Annotated in this window: 15 protein-coding genes, 1 other RNA gene and 1 pseudogene; 7 read left to right on the forward strand and 10 right to left on the reverse strand. The window is 54.7% G+C overall.

Annotation, left to right across the window (positions count from 1 at the left end):
- Positions 1-136: 136 nt before the first annotated feature.
- Positions 137-928: pseudogene (locus JO226_RS15570) on the reverse strand (ISNCY family transposase); the annotation flags it as partial.
- 407 nt (positions 929-1335) lie between these two features.
- Between JO226_RS15570 and JO226_RS15575 the strand changes: the two are divergent.
- From JO226_RS15575 to JO226_RS15585, 3 genes are read left to right on the forward strand one after another with little or no spacing between them, the layout of a single operon-like run.
- Positions 1336-3489: a glycoside hydrolase family 73 protein gene (locus JO226_RS15575; RefSeq protein ID WP_293602452.1), complete on the forward strand. Its 2154-nt coding sequence runs from the start codon at positions 1336-1338 to the stop codon at positions 3487-3489.
- On the forward strand, positions 3464-4114 hold the full coding sequence (locus JO226_RS15580) for a hypothetical protein (protein WP_293602453.1): 651 nt from the start codon (positions 3464-3466) through the stop codon (positions 4112-4114). The genes JO226_RS15575 and JO226_RS15580 overlap by 26 nt, the downstream gene beginning before the upstream one ends.
- Before the next feature lie 5 nt (positions 4115-4119).
- Positions 4120-4467 (forward strand): DUF4087 domain-containing protein, encoded by a 348-nt coding sequence (locus JO226_RS15585; RefSeq protein WP_293602454.1) that lies wholly within the window; start codon positions 4120-4122, stop codon positions 4465-4467.
- Positions 4468-4525: 58 nt separating this feature from the next.
- Here JO226_RS15585 and JO226_RS15590 read toward each other — a convergent pair whose 3' ends face one another.
- Both JO226_RS15590 and ffs read right to left on the reverse strand, forming a co-directional pair.
- Positions 4526-5614, reverse strand: a complete 1089-nt coding sequence (locus tag JO226_RS15590) for a site-specific integrase (RefSeq protein ID WP_293602455.1) — start codon at positions 5612-5614, stop codon at positions 4526-4528.
- 108 nt (positions 5615-5722) lie between these two features.
- Positions 5723-5819: signal recognition particle sRNA small type (gene ffs / locus JO226_RS15595), an RNA gene on the reverse strand.
- 246 nt (positions 5820-6065) lie between these two features.
- On the opposite strand from ffs, the gene JO226_RS15600 reads away from it, so the two are divergent.
- The gene (locus tag JO226_RS15600) at positions 6066-6473 is read left to right on the forward strand and encodes a dTDP-glucose pyrophosphorylase (protein ID WP_293602456.1); all 408 of its coding nucleotides are present in this window, start codon (positions 6066-6068) and stop codon (positions 6471-6473) included.
- A gap of 73 nt (positions 6474-6546) precedes the next feature.
- On the forward strand, positions 6547-6882 hold the full coding sequence (locus JO226_RS15605; RefSeq protein WP_293602457.1) for an MGMT family protein: 336 nt from the start codon (positions 6547-6549) through the stop codon (positions 6880-6882).
- A gap of 29 nt (positions 6883-6911) precedes the next feature.
- Here JO226_RS15605 and JO226_RS15610 read toward each other — a convergent pair whose 3' ends face one another.
- The gene (locus JO226_RS15610) at positions 6912-7418 is read right to left on the reverse strand and encodes a YbaY family lipoprotein (protein ID WP_367273562.1); all 507 of its coding nucleotides are present in this window, start codon (positions 7416-7418) and stop codon (positions 6912-6914) included.
- Positions 7419-7636: 218 nt separating this feature from the next.
- Between JO226_RS15610 and tesB the strand changes: the two genes are divergently transcribed.
- A complete protein-coding gene (gene tesB / locus JO226_RS15615) occupies positions 7637-8500 on the forward strand; it encodes an acyl-CoA thioesterase II (protein ID WP_293602458.1) in 864 nt (287 codons plus the stop codon).
- Between the two features lie 67 nt (positions 8501-8567).
- Here tesB and amtB read toward each other — a convergent pair whose 3' ends face one another.
- The 5 genes from amtB to JO226_RS15640 all read right to left on the reverse strand — a co-directional run bounded on the left by amtB (position 8568) and on the right by JO226_RS15640 (position 14468).
- Positions 8568-9854, reverse strand: a complete 1287-nt coding sequence (gene amtB, locus JO226_RS15620; RefSeq protein ID WP_293602459.1) for an ammonium transporter AmtB — start codon at positions 9852-9854, stop codon at positions 8568-8570.
- Positions 9855-9885: 31 nt separating this feature from the next.
- A complete protein-coding gene (gene glnK, locus JO226_RS15625; RefSeq protein WP_232927911.1) occupies positions 9886-10224 on the reverse strand; it encodes a P-II family nitrogen regulator in 339 nt (112 codons plus the stop codon).
- A gap of 209 nt (positions 10225-10433) precedes the next feature.
- A complete protein-coding gene (locus JO226_RS15630) occupies positions 10434-12212 on the reverse strand; it encodes a SmdB family multidrug efflux ABC transporter permease/ATP-binding protein (protein ID WP_293602460.1) in 1779 nt (592 codons plus the stop codon).
- Positions 12205-13980 carry a SmdA family multidrug ABC transporter permease/ATP-binding protein gene (locus JO226_RS15635; RefSeq protein WP_293602461.1) on the reverse strand — a complete coding sequence of 592 codons (1776 nt, stop codon included), beginning with the start codon at positions 13978-13980 and terminating at the stop codon, positions 12205-12207. Before JO226_RS15635 ends, JO226_RS15630 begins: the two co-directional genes overlap by 8 nt.
- A 29-nt stretch (positions 13981-14009) precedes the next feature.
- Positions 14010-14468 (reverse strand): Lrp/AsnC family transcriptional regulator, encoded by a 459-nt coding sequence (locus tag JO226_RS15640; RefSeq protein WP_293602462.1) that lies wholly within the window; start codon positions 14466-14468, stop codon positions 14010-14012.
- 112 nt (positions 14469-14580) lie between these two features.
- Between JO226_RS15640 and JO226_RS15645 the strand changes: the two genes are divergently transcribed.
- Positions 14581-15630 (forward strand): PLP-dependent cysteine synthase family protein, encoded by a 1050-nt coding sequence (locus JO226_RS15645; protein ID WP_293602463.1) that lies wholly within the window; start codon positions 14581-14583, stop codon positions 15628-15630.
- A gap of 48 nt (positions 15631-15678) precedes the next feature.
- Here the strand turns inward: JO226_RS15645 and JO226_RS15650 are convergent.
- The coding region (locus JO226_RS15650) for an HAD-IIB family hydrolase (RefSeq protein ID WP_293602464.1) at positions 15679-16015 on the reverse strand (337 nt) is incomplete at its 5' end.

Below are 16015 nucleotides of genomic sequence, written 5' to 3' on the forward strand. Positions count from 1 at the left end.
TGCTGTGGCCGGACGCCAATGGAAACATTACTTGATGGAAAACGCATCTGGGCTGAGAAAAATTTAAGCCAGATGTAATCTGACAGATACCTGTATAAATAACCGGTAACTGTCAGATCAGGTCTGAGCTAATACAGTCCTGAAGGGTCTGATGCGCCCGCTCAACACGACCTTTTGCTGCGCTGGTTTCTGCACAGATGGTCTGAATGTTCAGTTCGTGCATCGCACGGCCAAACTGTGTATCGCCGTCGCCGCCGGTTGCATTTTTATTGTTGATCCTGAATACACTGGCTTTGTCGCTGTACAGTGCAAGCGGTTTACCATGTTTTTCGATATAACCACGGGTCGCTTCAAAATAGGTGAAAGTAGACTCAGATTTCACGAAACGAAGCTGCATTAAACGACTGGTTGCATCGTCTACGTAAACCAGTGCCGTACACTTAGGTCCCCGGTTTTCAAACCAGTGATGATCACAGCCGTCGATTTGTATGAGTTCACCGGCACAGGCACGACGGTAACGAGGCTGCTGAATTTTTGGCGCACGTTGCTTACGTGGGACCCACAGGCTGGCCTGAGTCATCAGCTTACGCACAGTTTCTTTGGAAAGATGTACGCCATGAACCTCAGACAGCTTTTCACAGGCCAGCGTCGGGCCGAAATCGTTATAGCGTTCTCGAATAATATTGAGCGCGTAAGCAGCCAGTCCCTGAGGCAACTGATGGTTGCTTGCTTTACCACGGCGACGGCTGGCCATTCCAAGTGGACCATCTTCACGATAACGAGCAAGAAGACGGCGGCACTGACGGTCGGACATCCCAAGCCGCTGAGCTGCCATCTGTGTTGTCAGACGCCGGTCGATGACGTCCTGAATAATCTTGAGTCGGTTAACTTCATCCAAAGTGAAAAACTCCGCTGCGAGAGCCGTCATGGTAATCCTTACTTGATTATACACGCCGGACATCTTAACTTAGCCCAAGCCGGACATTACAACTTTGCTGTTACAAGTCAAGTACGTGCAAGATACAATATGTTAAATAGCTGTACAATTAGTGACCAATGGTACTTCAAAACATCAAGTTATCTCCCCAGCGTCACTGCACTACCTGTTGTGGTGAGGCGCGTCGCTGAAGGCATCACGTAGCGATATTTGGCGAAGAAAAGCGCTTTTTACACAGGGCCTGGGCTGACGGTCTAGCAGATCCACAACAGAGCCGGGGATTTTTTCATTTTCCTGCACTATTCAGTAACAAATTGATCAAATTAAGGAAGTTTTGGTTACGCCCTGAGCGTTGTATGATGAGCATTGTTTAACCATTTAAAGTACAAGGAATTAGTATGCCACAGCCGAATAATGGTTCTCTGATGCCAACTATCCGCTGGCCTGTACCGAAAAATAACCGGGGCGGGGATTTCAGTAACCTTGACGATATTCAGACCCATATTCAGGGGGAATCTACAGGCCATTACCTTATTGGCTCTAACGCCATGTGGCACGGCGGCATTCATATCACCGATGAAACCACCCCATGGTGCGCCCTGAGTGGTAAGTCGCCAAAGGAAGCCATTGACTACCCCGTTCCCTATAAAGGCGAACAGCCGATACGCTGCATGGCAGACGGCGAAGTGGTGGCTTATCGGGTTAACCGGGATTATCAGACCCTTGAATGGGAATCCGGTGAACTGGCTTACTCTGCCTCTTTTGTCCTGGTCAGACACAAGGTTCAACCAGGACAAACCGCCGCCAGTGCCCTGACGTTCTATACGGCGTATATTCATCTTGCTCCGTGGTCCGCCTACCCTGATGAAAGCGGTGTTTATAAAGTCGCTGATGGCCAGCATTTGCGCGCCTATATTGATAATTCCCTGCAATGGGTGGCGGCGACACTGCCCCCCGGCACCCGTGTGAACTGGAATAAGGCAGACCCTGCCGCCCATATGACCGCTAACGGGCGACAGTACGCGCATGTGTCGCTGGTGGAGGGGATAAACGATAAAATGACCCTTAAGGCCGGGGATAAGCTCTGGACGGTATGCGATAAAGGTAATCTGCTGCCGGACAGCGGCCCGGTCCGTCCGGCATGGTGGGCTAACCTGCTGCCTCCGGCAAAAGCGGTTATGCAGTTTGATAAAGTGGTCTGCCCGACCCCTTACCTGATTAAGGCCGGGGATGCCGTGGGCCATATGGGGTATTTTCAGTTACCAAAGGATGGCGGTTATAACAAACGCCACCAGGTGCATATTGAATGTATAAGCACCGATAAGAACTTACCGGCCTTTCTGCAAAACCCGGAGCATGTAGGCAAGGATAATCCGCTTTACGTGAAGTTCCCAGACGGAACGCCGCTGTGTGCTAAAAATCTGACCACTAAAACCATCACGCCTGACGGGAGAAGTACACGAGGTGAGGCCATTCTGATACTGAATCAGGTCAGAACAGAACAGGACGCAGATAAGGCTGAATACTGGTTTCTGCCCTATGCCAACGGCTATGTACCAAAAAGCGACACTTCAGTAGAAATGCTGTCTCAGTACGACCTTGAAAAGCGGGGCTTTTCAACAGCGGTTGATGAAACACCCGTGAGCTTTGACCATCTGGACGGTAAGACACCGCCAAAGGGCCTTGTCCGCAAGATTTACGATGCTCTGTTTCAGGCTTCCAGCAAGGACACAAGGATAACCCACCGCGCTGTGCCGCATAATTACCAGCGGTTACTGTACCGGATAGATGGCAATATCAGCCCTTACTCATCGCAAGAATATCTGAGCGCCATTCATAACCCGTCTTACCGGGATGTGAAAAATAAGATGATTGTTAAGCACCCCAGCGAGTGGTATTTCAGCCCGAGTGACCCTATCTGGCAAACATTTTTGCAGTCGATAAAACAGGACGCGCCTGAATGGTATGATTATTCGGTGAGTTATCTGGAAGGTGTGCGCTGGATGAACCAGGTGCCGGAGATGACAGAAACCCTGTGGCACATGCACCCACTGGTATTTCTCGATGCGATAAAAATTAAGTCACGGAAAAATGTAAACAGACCTCAAAATGTCCAAGAATTTCTTGACATGGCTTCAACTTCAGCAGAGCTAGCCGCAGCAAAATGGGGAGTTCCAGCATCAGTGCTACTCGCACAATCAGCTTTGGAATCCGGCTGGGGGAAACATGTCAAAAATAATGCATACTTTGGCATTAAAGGTAAGTCACCTAGCGGGAACAGTACGTCATTTGGCACAACTGAAGTAATTAACGGTAAGGTAATCCATATTAAAGATACTTTTCGCGCATACGCAGATTACGCTGAGTCGGCTGATGATTACGGTCGTTTTTTGAACGAAAACAAACGATACAAGCCTGCATTCAGTTACACCACTGAGCCAAACCAATTCATCACTGAAATTGCTAAAGCTGGCTATGCAACTGATCCCGATTATGCTCCAAAACTTATCCACCTTATGGAACGGTATGATTTATATGAATTTGATAAATAAGTTTTTTTTACTATTCTCAGTCTGGTTCTGTTTCTCTGCGTTTGGCTCGGAAAACGATGAAATGGTACTCAAGGCATATGATGCTATCCGTGATTACCACCTAACTTCAGTCAAAGGTGAGTGCCTGGCATTTGATATTGATAGTAGTAATGATGCCTATGTTCTAATCCCTGTTCGCGAGAATCATTCAAAGCCAGAATGCGGCGGAGATACAGGGACATCAGCAAAATTATTTGATCTACGCATAAGCAAATCTGATGGCCTAATTTACACAAACCAAGGCAGCGATCCAGATGATTTTAGGGTATTACCAGCCCAAAATTCAAAATGCAGCGATGCTGATAACATAGCCGCTAAAAAACAGGAAAAAATACCTTCTGACAACTCAGGGTATGTAATTAAAAGTACTGGTAGAACTTATTTTTACAGTGCTCCTGATGAAAGCTGTCGGATTAAAGATCTCTTTATCGTACAAGGGGATTTGGTTAACGTTTACGCAGATTACAACGGATTCACCTCAATCATGTATTTCAAAAAAAATGGTAATCCCATTACTGGCTGGGTTCATTCTGACACTCTCAAGCCCACAAAGACGGGTGTTGGTCCAAAAAACAGCAATGAGTAATGGCAATGAGAAAAATTTTACCATTGGCCTTACTGATTTTAAGCAGTCATGCTTTTGCCAGTGAGTTGCGGTGCGGCTGGTTGCAAAACCCTACACCAGCCAATCAATGGCTTATTGATAAAGATGGTACTTGGGATATTTCGTTGCAAGGTGGATATTCTGCTCCAGGCACCGAAAAATTAAAGGATTTCCCGGATGACCAATTTGTTAAAACCAACGGCAACTATGGATATGGTTGCTCATGTATTCGAGTTGACGTAAACAACAGCGATAAGAAGGTGACAAAGATTTACAGCTCTAAAATTCTGCCTCTTAGCCGTTGCAAAACAGACAAGACTCTCCCAAAACCATAATATCGAGCTTAAGCGGAGGAAATTCAGCCTCCGCTTTGCACCCACATAGTTTTTTGTTCTACAGAGTTTCCACCAGTTCAACCAAGCACGAGACATCGACACCTTTCCCGTAACGGTTATATGTGATTGTGGCGTTAGAGTGTCCGAGTACCTGGGATGCGAACTGCTCAGGGAAGCCATTCTGTTTAAATGCTGTAGCGGCATAATGTCGCAATGAATGATACTCAGGTAAACCATGCTTGCCCCTGAACCTAGTAAACCAGCGGCTGAAATAGTGACCATAGCTGCCCAAGTGCAAGGTTAGCTCTGGGAATATATGCCCTTTCCTCTCCTTGATGAAATCCAGCAAGCCAAGCGCCAGCAACTGTGAATGGATCGGTACAAACCGCCGCGAACTTTCCGTTTTTAGCGTCTGATTTGGATTCAGGTTATCGACACGGAAGCACCAGATCCCGTCTACTTTCATCACATCATTGTGGTAAAGCTGGCAGATTTCATTCTGCCTTATACCGGAATACCGCCCGATAAGAATGATCCAGCGCTTCCAATCCTTCAGACCAATCATAGCGATGTGCAGACGTTTCAAATCGTTGAGCGTATACGCAGGACGGCGATCCATTGGTGCAGTGGTTTCCTTCACTCTCATTCCCTCAAAGGGGTTTCGAATATCCTCATCAGTACGAGTCGCAAGCCATTTGAAAAACGCTGAGTTCTTCTTGATGTAGCGGTTTCTGGTAGATGCAGAACCTTCAAGACCATCAACAAACGCCGCCGCGCTTCTCTTGCTGAAAGGTTCTTTTGTAGAAGTCAGATAAGCATTCACACACCTGTTGATCGTCAGTATTTCACGCTCACCAACGGACCCCGCTTTGCTTTTCGTATACTTATCAAGTTCACTCTTCAGGCTCTTGAATGGCTTTTTCTGTTGTGGTTGTTGGAAGGAAGCAGAGGGGGTTGCAGTGTGTGACGGGATGGACTGCGGAACGCAGTGGAAAGGTTGTGAAGTGAGATATTTCTCCACACGGAGCAAGGCTTCACGCTTGGAACGTGTACGAAGAGAAATACGAATTTCACGGCGTTTCCGAGGTGTCAGGTAGACCCTACGGTAGTACCAGATCCCGTGGCGGGAAAGCATAAGATGCGACATTGATTAGCGTCCTAAGTGATACACAAAAGTTGTATCACCGCCGTTTCAATGCACGAAAAACAGTGGTTACATGATGAATATCATGCACTTAGCAGAAATGGGTGGGGGCCCTGCCAGCTACATCCCGGCACACACGTCGTCTGCCTTGGCTGCTTCCTTCCGGACCTGACCTGGTAAACAGAGTAGCGTTGCGGGAGAACCAACAGAGCCCCCATTGAGAGCGTTGTTATCCAACGCGCTGGCGCATTATCCCTATGCCGCCCGGCAATTGCAAGCCGCAGCCTTCCGGATGATGGTTTATTGCGCATTCCGGGCGAAAAGATAAGTTTCGCAACACACCGTACTGCGACAGATGCGCATATTGCGAGCGTCTTCGCAGTAAATTAGCTAACCCATGTCACACTATTTGAATGTGATCGACGTATCGTTTTCATTCTTTCAGGGTGCCTCCATGATCAACACGCTTCCCCAGACATTGACGCTCGCAATGCCAGCCATCGACGGCGTGACCCTTCACCACGAGGGGCTCAACTACCTGCGCCCTGAGCTGCTGCTGGATTTCGTCAGCATCAGCGAACAGCCGATGCTGTTCGTTACGCCCATCGCTGTCCTCTACTCTACAGTAGGCGTGGTGCGCCACGTGAACCTGAGAAGGATCCCGGTCGCGGTATCCGGACGCGTCATTTACCCTATCTGCTCGCAGGCGCTGCCCGATCTCCGGGCCAAGATGATTATTAATACCCAAGCGAGAAAGCTGAAATTTCTGGAAAGCCTGGTGGCAATGCGCGATCAGCCCGCCGCCAGCAGCACGAAAGTGATTGGTCTGGCGCTGGAATTCACTGTTCAGCCGTCGGTCTGAACGTTACTGCTGCGCACCTTCACAATCATAACAGGGTCGCTTATCCTGTGCTTTTCCCTGCCTGGTAAGCATTATGGATTCTTACGACTCGTCCCCCGAACCGTTACCTGACACTTTCCCCGTCAGGGTCTGGCAGATTGTCGCATCAATTCCTGAAGGTTATGTCACGACCTACGGCGATGTGGCTCGCCTTGCGGGATCGCCGCGCGCGGCGCGTCAGGTAGGGGGTGTTCTACGGCGGTTGCCCGAAGGCTCGACCCTGCCCTGGCACCGGGTCGTCAATCGCCACGGCGCGATTTCACTCACCGGACCGGATCTGCAACGGCAGCGTCAGGCGCTCCTTTCTGAAGGCGTCCAGGTCTCCGGTAGCGGGAAAATCGATATGCAGAAGTACCGCTGGGTCTATTAATCCCCTCCCGGGCGGGAGGGGGGGCAGATTTACTGCATCTGGTCAGAGGCGCCTGAGGTCATGGGTACGGCAGTCTGCTGTACCGGAACCAGTGTCAGATCCGCTCTGGTACCACCGTGGTTGATAACTTCCTGAACGGTATCGGTGATAAACACCAGCTTGCCGTTGATCATTACCGCGGCGCTTAACAGAATGCGTGCGTTCGGCTGAATATCGGCCGGGTTATAGGGTAGCGCAAAGCTGAACGGCGCCTGCTTCCCTTCGGTACGGGTGACTTTCTGCGACAACACTTTCGCTGGCGCATCCGCCAGCGACGCATCGGACAGCGTAACGGTCAGCACCGAATCCGGCGGCAACGCGACTTTCTGGCGGATCCACACGGTACCGGAAACGGTAGGCTGTTGAACCGCGGGCTGTGCAGTAGTGACAGAAGCAGCAGTAGTGGGCGCCGGAGCAGGAACATTTGCGCTTTTATGCGCGCACGCAGAAAGGGCAACGGCAACCGCTAAACCACTTAAGATAGCGACGAGTTTCATTATGCTCTCCTTATCATTCACACGAAAACAGGTGTTTATCCTACTTTCGTGCTGACTCTAAACATTTATCACTCATTAAGTGTGGCACATGTCACACTTAATTGCCTGTAATTCACACATTATTCAGACTATTGCACCCATCGGACCACTTTGAAAACTGCGTTATACTCTGCCTATTCCCGTCTTCTGGGCGAACCTATTTCTTATTGAGGACATGTATGAGTCAAGCGCTCTCCAACTTACTTAGCTTATTAAAGCTGGAAAAAATAGAAGAGGGATTGTACCGCGGTCAAAGCGAAGACCTGGGGTTACGCCAGGTCTTCGGCGGCCAGGTGGTCGGCCAGGCGCTGTATGCGGCAAAGGAAAGCGTACCGACGGAACGAATGATCCACTCCTTCCACAGCTATTTTCTGCGCCCAGGCGATAGCCAGAAACCGATTGTCTATGACGTCGAGGTATTGCGTGACGGCAACAGTTTCAGCGCCCGCCGCATCGCCGCCGTGCAAAACGGTAATCCGATTTTCTACATGACCGCCTCTTTCCAGGCGCCAGAGCCGGGCTATGAGCACCAGAAAACGATGCCGTCCGCCCCTGCGCCCGACTCACTCAAGTCAGAAACCCATATCGCCCAGTCGTTGGCGCATTTGCTGCCGCCGCAGGTAAAAGAGAAGTTTCTGTGCGAGAAGCCGCTGGAGATTCGCCCGGTTGAGTTTCATAACCCGATGAAAGGCCATGTCGCCGAACCCGCCCGCCAGGTGTGGATCCGCGCTAACGGCAAGGTGCAGGGAGATCTTAGCGTCCACCAGCACCTGCTCGGCTACGCCTCTGACTTCAACTTCCTGCCCGTGGCCCTTCAGCCGCACGGCGTGGGTTTTCTGGAAAAAGGGATGCAGGTGGCGACTATCGATCACTCGATGTGGTTCCACCGCCCGTTCGACATGAACGACTGGCTGCTGTACAGCGTAGAGAGCACCTCGGCATCGAGCGCCCGCGGGTTTGTGCGCGGTGAGTTCTATACGCAGGACGGCATCCTGGTCGCCTCGACGGTGCAAGAAGGCGTGATGCGTAACCGCGCGGTCTGACGCCTCCCGTAAAGACGAAAAAGCCTCCGACGGAGGCTTTTTCGTACTCTGGATATATCCCAACCACTCAGGCGTTGTAAGCATTCTCGCCATGACTGTTTACGTCCAGCCCTTCGCGCTCCTGCTCTTCCGGCACGCGTAGCCCAACGGTCAGGTCCGCCAGCTTAAAGCCGATGAAAGCAACCACGCCGGACCAGACGATGGTGAGCGCCACGCTCTCTAACTGCACTACCACCTGATGCGCCATGGTGACGCCTTGCGCATAACCCACGCCGCCGAGCGACGCCGAGGCGAAGATCCCGGTCAGGATACAGCCAATGATGCCGCACACGCCGTGAACGCCGAACACATCGCACGGGTCATCCACGCGCAGCCAGCGTTTGAGCGCCGTTACGCCCCAAAACCCGGCCAGGCCCGCCGCAATACCGACAATCAGCGCGCCGCCTACGCCGATGTAACCGCAGGCTGGCGTGACCGCCACCAGACCCGCGATTGCCCCGGAACAGGCGCCCAGCAGGGACGGCTTACCGCGCAGCGCCCACTCGCCAAAGACCCAGGCGAGGATTGCCGCCGCGGTGGCGACGACGGTGTTGAGAAACGCCAGGGCGGCAATTTCGCTCGCCGCGCTCGCGGAGCCCGCATTGAAGCCGAACCAGCCGATATAAAGGATTGCCGTACCGGTAAACACCATCGGCAGATTGTGCGGTTTAAACGCCTCTTTGCCGAAGCCGACGCGTTTGCCCATCATGTACGCCCCGACCAGACCGGCGATCGCGGCGTTGATATGAACAACGGTACCGCCCGCGAAATCCAGCGCGCCGTGGCTTGCCAGCAGGCCGCCGCCCCACACCATGTGCGCAATCGGCACATAGGAGAGCGTCATCCACACCACCACGAAAATCAGCACGGCGGAGAAGCGGATGCGTTCCGCCAGCGCCCCCACCACCAGCCCGACAGTAATACAGGCGAATGAGGCCTGGAAGACCACATGAATATACTGATAGAACGTGCCCATCAGCGCTTTCAGCTCAATGTTCTTCAGCATTATCCAGTCAAAGCTGCCGAAAAAGTTGCCGCCCGTCCCAAACGCCAGCGTGTAGCCGTACACCACCCACAGCACGCAAACCAGCGCGAATGTTACTGTCACCTGCGTCAGCATGGACAGCACGTTTTTACTCCGGATCAGACCGCCATAGAACAAGGCAATCCCCGGCAGGGTCATAAACAGCACCAGCGCGGTACAGATCATCATGAAGGCATTATCGGCTTTATCCGCGACAGCAGGCGCCGCCAGTGCAAGCCCCGGCAGCAGCGCCAGAATACCGAGGGTTGTTTTCAGCAGTACTTTGTTCATTTTCTCGATCCCTATCACTGTGTGTCAGGAGTTAAAGCGCCGCTTCGTCGGATTCGCCGGTGCGAATCCGAATTACGCGCTGCAGCTCGGCGACGAAAATTTTGCCATCGCCAATTTTGCCGGTGTAGGCTGCCTTGCTGATCACATCGATGACCTCATCGAGCTGGTCATCCGCGATGGCGACATCGATTTTGACCTTCGGCAGGAAGTTGACGCTGTACTCCGCGCCACGGTAAAGCTCGGCATGCCCCTTCTGGCGGCCAAACCCTTTCACCTCAGTCACGGTCAGCCCCTGAATGCCTATTGAAGACAGCGCTTCGCGAACGTCTTCGAGTTTGAATGGTTTGATTACCACGGTAACCAGCTTCATAGATCCCCTCCAGTCAGAATTCGGTAATGGCCGTCACTCACGACGGAGATATAGCAATCGGCGTGCCAGAAGTAGAAACGGCTATCCAGGCGCGTACTGACGCGCCCTGGAGGGAGAGAGATAAAAAAAACGCACCATGCCGGTGCAGGGTGCGTTGGTGTTTTGCACCCGTTCTGGTGCGTGTAAGCAGAGTGCCTGCTCGTGGTGCATCAGGCGATAAGCGACTCTTCTTCGATGCTGGCGGCCAGCTCTTCGCCCGCCAGCTGTAGCTGATACATTTGCCAGTAGCGGCCTTTCGTTTCCAGCAGCTGTTGGTGAGTTCCGCGCTCAACCGCCTGTCCGCGATGCAGCACCATGATGGTGTCCGCCTCGACGATGGTCGACAGGCGATGGGCAATCACCACCAGCGTCGTGTGCTGGCGCACCGTCGCCAGCGCCTGCTGGATAGCGCGCTCGGTACCGGAGTCGATATTGGCCGTTGCCTCATCGAGGATAAGGATCTGCGGCGTATCCACCAGCACCCTCGCCAGCGCCAGCAGCTGCTTCTGCCCAACCGAAAGGTTATTGCCCTGCTCGCCCAGACGCGTGTAGATACCGTCGCTCAGACCTCGCGCCATCTCCGCCAACTGGACGGTTTCCAGCGCCTGCCAGACCTGGGCTTCGCTGATATCACGCCCCAGCGCAACGTTGGCAAAGAACGTGTCGGCCATCACCACCGGGTCCTGCTGCACCATAGCGATGCCCTGGCGCAGCGTGCTGTGGCTCAGCGACGGCAGCGGTCGACCGTCAAGGCGGATCTCGCCGCGGGTCAGCGGATAGTACCCCATCAGCAGGCTGGCGAGCGTACTTTTGCCGCTGCCGGTGTGTCCAACCAGCGCGATAAAGCTGCGCGACGGCACCGTCAGAGTAATGTCCTGCAGCACCAGACGATCGTCGCGATAGGCGAACGAGACGTTCTCAAACGCAATGGCGCCGCTTTGCAGCGGCATGACGTCCTGGCCATAGTTCTGCCGCGGTTTGTCCATGAGCTCGAACACGCGTTCACCGGCAACGACGGCCTGTTGCAGCACCGACTGTTGGGTGGTCAACTCAATCAGCGGTTCATTAAGACGCCCGAGGTAGCTGATAAACGCGTACAACACCCCGACCTCAATCGTGCCCATCGACGTCAGGCCGAACATCATCAGCAAGCCGCACAACACCATCGACGAAAACAGGCTCAACAGCGGGCGCAGCAGGAACCCGTCCAGGCGCAGCGTCTGCATCCGCGCCATATAGTGCGACCGGCTGGACTCCCCAACCCGCTCGCCGAAGCGCGCCTGCTGGCGGAACTGCTGAATCACGCTCATGCCGTTGATGACTTCGTTAAAACCGTCATTGATATCCGCAAGATAGCCGCGCACCCGACGGACGATCGGCGTGCTGTAACGCTGATAAATCACCATCACCACCAGCACCGCCGGGAAAATGGCGATCGCCACCAGCGCCATGCGCCAGTCGAGGCTGAACATCGCCACCAGCATCGCGCCGATCAGCGCCGCGCTGCGCAGCACCGTCGCCACCACGGTGACATAGAGGTCGCGGATAACCTCCGTGTCGTTGGTGACGCGAGAGATAAGCTGCCCGACCGGCTGCACGTCAAACTCGCTGAGCGGCTGGCGCAGCGCGGCGTCCATTACGTCGGTACGCAGCTGTTGCACCACGCCGACCGCCGCGCGGTTAAACAGCAGCGACTGCGCATAATGCAGCGATGCCGCCAGCAACTGGAGGCACACATAGGCCGCCGCCAGCCCCGCCACGATCCCCCAGGGCAGGTCGCTTTTCGCCACCATATTGTCGATAAAATAGCTGATCAGCAGCGGTCCGCTCACCTCTGCCGCCGCCGCGACCCACAGGATAACAACGCCAATCGCCATCGGCTTTCGCCACGGCGAACCATAGGCCAGAAGACGTTTCAGGGTGGGCCAGAGCTGTCCAAAACTACGCATCTGTTGCCTCCTCGCCCTGCGCGTCCGGCGCATCATTGAGCGCCGCCTCCAGTTGCTGATAGCGGTACATATCGCGGTACCAGCCTGCCTGCGCCGCCAGCTGTTCGTGCTGTCCGCGCTGGGCGATATGCCCGTGCTGCATCACCACGATTTCGCTGGCCTCGGTCAGCGCCGAGAGGCGGTGCGCGCTGATAATCACCGTGCGCCCTTCGCCCCACTGGCGCAGGTTATGCAGGATCTGATGTTCGGTACGGCCGTCGACCGCCGACAGCGCATCGTCGAGAATGAGGATCTCCGCATCCAGCAGCAGCGCGCGGGCGATCGAAATACGCTGTTTTTGTCCGCCGGAGAGCATCACGCCGCGTTCGCCCACTTCGGTGTCATACCCCTGCGGCAGGCGCAGAATATCGTCGTGCACGCTGGCAAGCCGGGCGACATGCTCAATTTCCTGCTGGGTGGCGCCCGGTTTACCCAGCGCAATATTGCTGGCCACCGTGTCGGAGAATAGAAACGGCGTCTGGTTCACCACCGCCAGACGGCTGCGCCAGCTATCGAGCTGTAGCTGCGTGAGCGGGATATCATGGAAGCGAATCTCCCCCTGCTCAACGTCGAAATGCCGCTGGATAAGCGACAGCACCGTGGTTTTCCCGGCCCCGGTCGGGCCGCAGATCCCCAGCATCTGTCCAGGTTGCAGCGTGATGTTGACCTTACACAGCGTCGCTTTCACGGTTTGCGGGTAGTGGAATTCGCGAATGGCGATGTTCAGCGCGCCGCGTCCGGGCGGTACCGGAACGCTTCCGTCGCTCACTACCGGCGCTTCGGCCAGCATCGCGCGGATACGGCTGTAGGCGGCGCTGCCGCGCTCCACAATGTTAAACATCCACGCCAGCGCCAGCATCGGCCATATCATCAGCCCGAGATACATCATAAAGCTGGTCAATTGTCCGAGGGTCATACTGCCGTGCACCACCATCCAGCTGCCGCCCGCGATCGCCAGCAGGTTCGCCATCGCAATGGCGATATAAATAGTCGGGTCAAAGCGCGCATCAACCCGCGCCACGCGCATATTTTTCGCGCCGGTATCGGCCGCCTCCGCCGCGAACTGCGCCGACTGGCGGTCCTCAAGACCGAAGGCTTTGATCATGCGAATGCTGGTGAGGCTCTCCTGAGTCCGGTCGTTAAGCCCTGAGAAGGCGGCCTGCGCCAGCTTAAAGCGGTCGTGGAGCATATCGCCGTAGCGCTTAATGACCAGCGCCATAATCGGCATCGGCACCAGCGCCAGCAGCGTGAGCTGCCAGCTTATCTGTGTGGACATGACGATAAGCACCGCGCAGCCCATCACCAGCGAGTCCACCAGCGTTAGCACGCCCTCTCCGGCGGCGAACACCACGCGGTCGACGTCGTTGGTTGCTCTCGCCATTAAATCGCCGGTACGGTGGCGCAGGTAAAACTCCGGATGCTGGCGGCTCAGTTGGCGGTAGAAATCTTCCCGCAGCTCCACCGCCAGCTGATAGGATGCGCCAAACAGCAGCACGCGCCAGACGTACCGCAGCAGGTAAACCACCACAGCAATCAGCAAAAGCGTCGCCACCCACATCAGCACCCGCGAGGCGGTGTAATGCTGTTGGGTGACGCCATCCACCACATACCCCACCACTTTCGGCGGAATAAGCTGCAGGATGGCAATAATAATCAGCAGGCACACCGCGCCGAGATAGCGACGCCATTCCCGACGGAAGTACCAGCTTAATTGAGCAAAAAGTCGCACGCGAAAAGATCCAAAGTCTTAATAAGAGATTATTCAACCGGTAATGCGGTAGTGTATTTAATCTGTTCCATGGCAAAGCTTGAGGTCACATCGGTCAAGCCAGGTACGCTGTTCACCAGGCGCTTATAAAAGTCGTCGTAGCGTTTCATGTCCGCGACCTGAACGCGCAGCAGGTAGTCATACTCCCCCGCCATTCGCCAGAAGCCGAGGACTTCAGGCATCTGCGTCACTTCAGTGACAAAGCGGCAGTACCATTCGCTGCTGTGGTGTTGGGTCTTAATCAGCACAAACGCCGTCAGCCCCAGCCCGAGTTTTTCCGCATCCAGCAGCGCGACCCGTCCGAGGAGAATGCCCTCGTCCTCAAGGCGTTTCAGCCGCTTCCAGCAGGGTGTGGTGGTCAGATTAACGGCATCGGCCAACGCCTGCAAAGAGAGGGTGCAGTCCTCTTGCAGGAGTGCCAGCAGCCTGCGGTCAATTTTATCTATCATAAGCCACTCGCAGAGAATTTTTTTCTCTGTTAATTCTATTTCAAAGGCTAAATAGCAACAATTTTTTCTGTGCTTTCCGCTATGCTGGGCACAAAATGACAAACAGGAATCAATGATGAACAGCGCCTGGGTTAAACATGCCATCAGTGAAATCAACGCCGACTACCAGCGTTCTGCCGACACTCACCTTATCCGCCTCGCACTGCCAGCGTTTCCGGGAGTCCAGCTCTATCTCAAAGATGAGAGCACGCATCCAACCGGCAGCCTGAAGCATCGCCTGGCGCGCTCGCTATTCCTGTACGGCCTGTGCAACGGCTGGATCAACGAAGGGACGACGATCATCGAGTCCTCTTCCGGCTCCACCGCCGTGTCGGAGGCCTACTTCGCCCGTCTGCTCGGCCTGCCTTTTATTGCGGTGATGCCGTCATGTACGGCGAAGCGTAAAATCGAGCAGATCGAATTCTACGGCGGTCGCTGCCATTTTGTCGAAAGCGCCTGCGAAATCTACGCCGCCTCGGAAATGCTCGCCCGTGAGCTCAACGGTCACTATATGGACCAGTTCACCTACGCCGAGCGCGCCACCGACTGGCGCGGCAACAACAATATCGCCGACAGTATTTTCCGCCAGATGGCGCACGAACCCAACCCGGTTCCGGCCTGGGTGGTGATGAGCGCAGGTACTGGCGGCACCTCGGCGACCATCGGCCGTTATATCCGCTGTCAGGGTTATGATACCCAACTGATGGTGGTGGACCCGCAGAACTCGGTCTTTCTCGACTACTGGCAGCAGCGCGATGCGAACCTGAGAAGCCCGGTCGGCAGCAAAATCGAAGGCATTGGCCGCCCGCGCGTCGAACCCTCCTTTATTCCTGACGTCGTGGACGAGATGCTGCGCGTGCCGGACGCCGCGAGCGTCGCTACCGCGCAGTGGCTGGAAGGCCAGCTTGGCCGTAAGGTCGGCGCCTCCACCGGCACCAATATGTGGGGCGCGTTGCAGCTGGCGGCGCGGATGCGTGATGAAGGGCGCAGCGGTTCGATAGTCACTCTGCTGTGCGACAGCGGCGAGCGCTACCTTGAGACCTATTACAACCCGCAGTGGGTTGCCGCCAATATTGGCGATTTGACACCGTGGGCTTCGCAGCTCACGGCGCTGACAAAATAAAAAAAAGCCGGAGAAGATAAGCTTCTCCGGCCCGCTGGAAGGGTCTCATTATTCGGGGGAATAAGGCAGATTCGGTGTATCCAGCAAATGGTTCAAAAAGTGGGATACCGCCTGATTTCGGCAGTGTCCGATAACCGGTAAATGGGGCAGCGCGGCCTTCAGCTGTGGCATCGCGTTCCCCATAATCACACCCTGCCCTACCAGCCCCAGCATTTCACGATCGTTCATGGCATCGCCAAAGGCGATGCAGTCCGCCATTCCCACGCCGAGATGTTCGCTTAATACCGACAGCGCCGCGCCTTTATTGCAGCCGTTCGGCAGCACTTCCAGACAGTCGACCGCAGAGAAACACAGATGCGCGCGCTCGCCGAGCGCATCGTTCAGT

It is taken from the genome of Pluralibacter sp. (assembly GCF_019237635.1).
In the GTDB taxonomy this organism is placed as follows: Bacteria; Pseudomonadota; Gammaproteobacteria; order Enterobacterales; family Enterobacteriaceae; genus Enterobacter_B.

Coding starts and splice junctions, on each gene's coding strand:
- tesB (WP_293602458.1), top strand. CDS start 7,637: ATGAGTCAAGCGCTCTCCAACTTACTTAGCTTATTAAAGCTGGAAAAA.
- JO226_RS15590 (WP_293602455.1), bottom strand. CDS start 5,614: ATGTCGCATCTTATGCTTTCCCGCCACGGGATCTGGTACTACCGTAGG.
- JO226_RS15645 (WP_293602463.1), top strand. CDS start 14,581: ATGATGAACAGCGCCTGGGTTAAACATGCCATCAGTGAAATCAACGCC.
- glnK (WP_232927911.1), bottom strand. CDS start 10,224: ATGAAGCTGGTTACCGTGGTAATCAAACCATTCAAACTCGAAGACGTT.
- JO226_RS15640 (WP_293602462.1), bottom strand. CDS start 14,468: ATGATAGATAAAATTGACCGCAGGCTGCTGGCACTCCTGCAAGAGGAC.
- JO226_RS15605 (WP_293602457.1), top strand. CDS start 6,547: ATGGATTCTTACGACTCGTCCCCCGAACCGTTACCTGACACTTTCCCC.
- JO226_RS15600 (WP_293602456.1), top strand. CDS start 6,066: ATGATCAACACGCTTCCCCAGACATTGACGCTCGCAATGCCAGCCATC.
- JO226_RS15575 (WP_293602452.1), top strand. CDS start 1,336: ATGCCACAGCCGAATAATGGTTCTCTGATGCCAACTATCCGCTGGCCT.
- JO226_RS15630 (WP_293602460.1), bottom strand. CDS start 12,212: ATGCGTAGTTTTGGACAGCTCTGGCCCACCCTGAAACGTCTTCTGGCC.
- amtB (WP_293602459.1), bottom strand. CDS start 9,854: ATGAACAAAGTACTGCTGAAAACAACCCTCGGTATTCTGGCGCTGCTG.
- JO226_RS15585 (WP_293602454.1), top strand. CDS start 4,120: ATGAGAAAAATTTTACCATTGGCCTTACTGATTTTAAGCAGTCATGCT.
- JO226_RS15580 (WP_293602453.1), top strand. CDS start 3,464: ATGATTTATATGAATTTGATAAATAAGTTTTTTTTACTATTCTCAGTC.
- JO226_RS15610 (WP_367273562.1), bottom strand. CDS start 7,418: ATGAAACTCGTCGCTATCTTAAGTGGTTTAGCGGTTGCCGTTGCCCTT.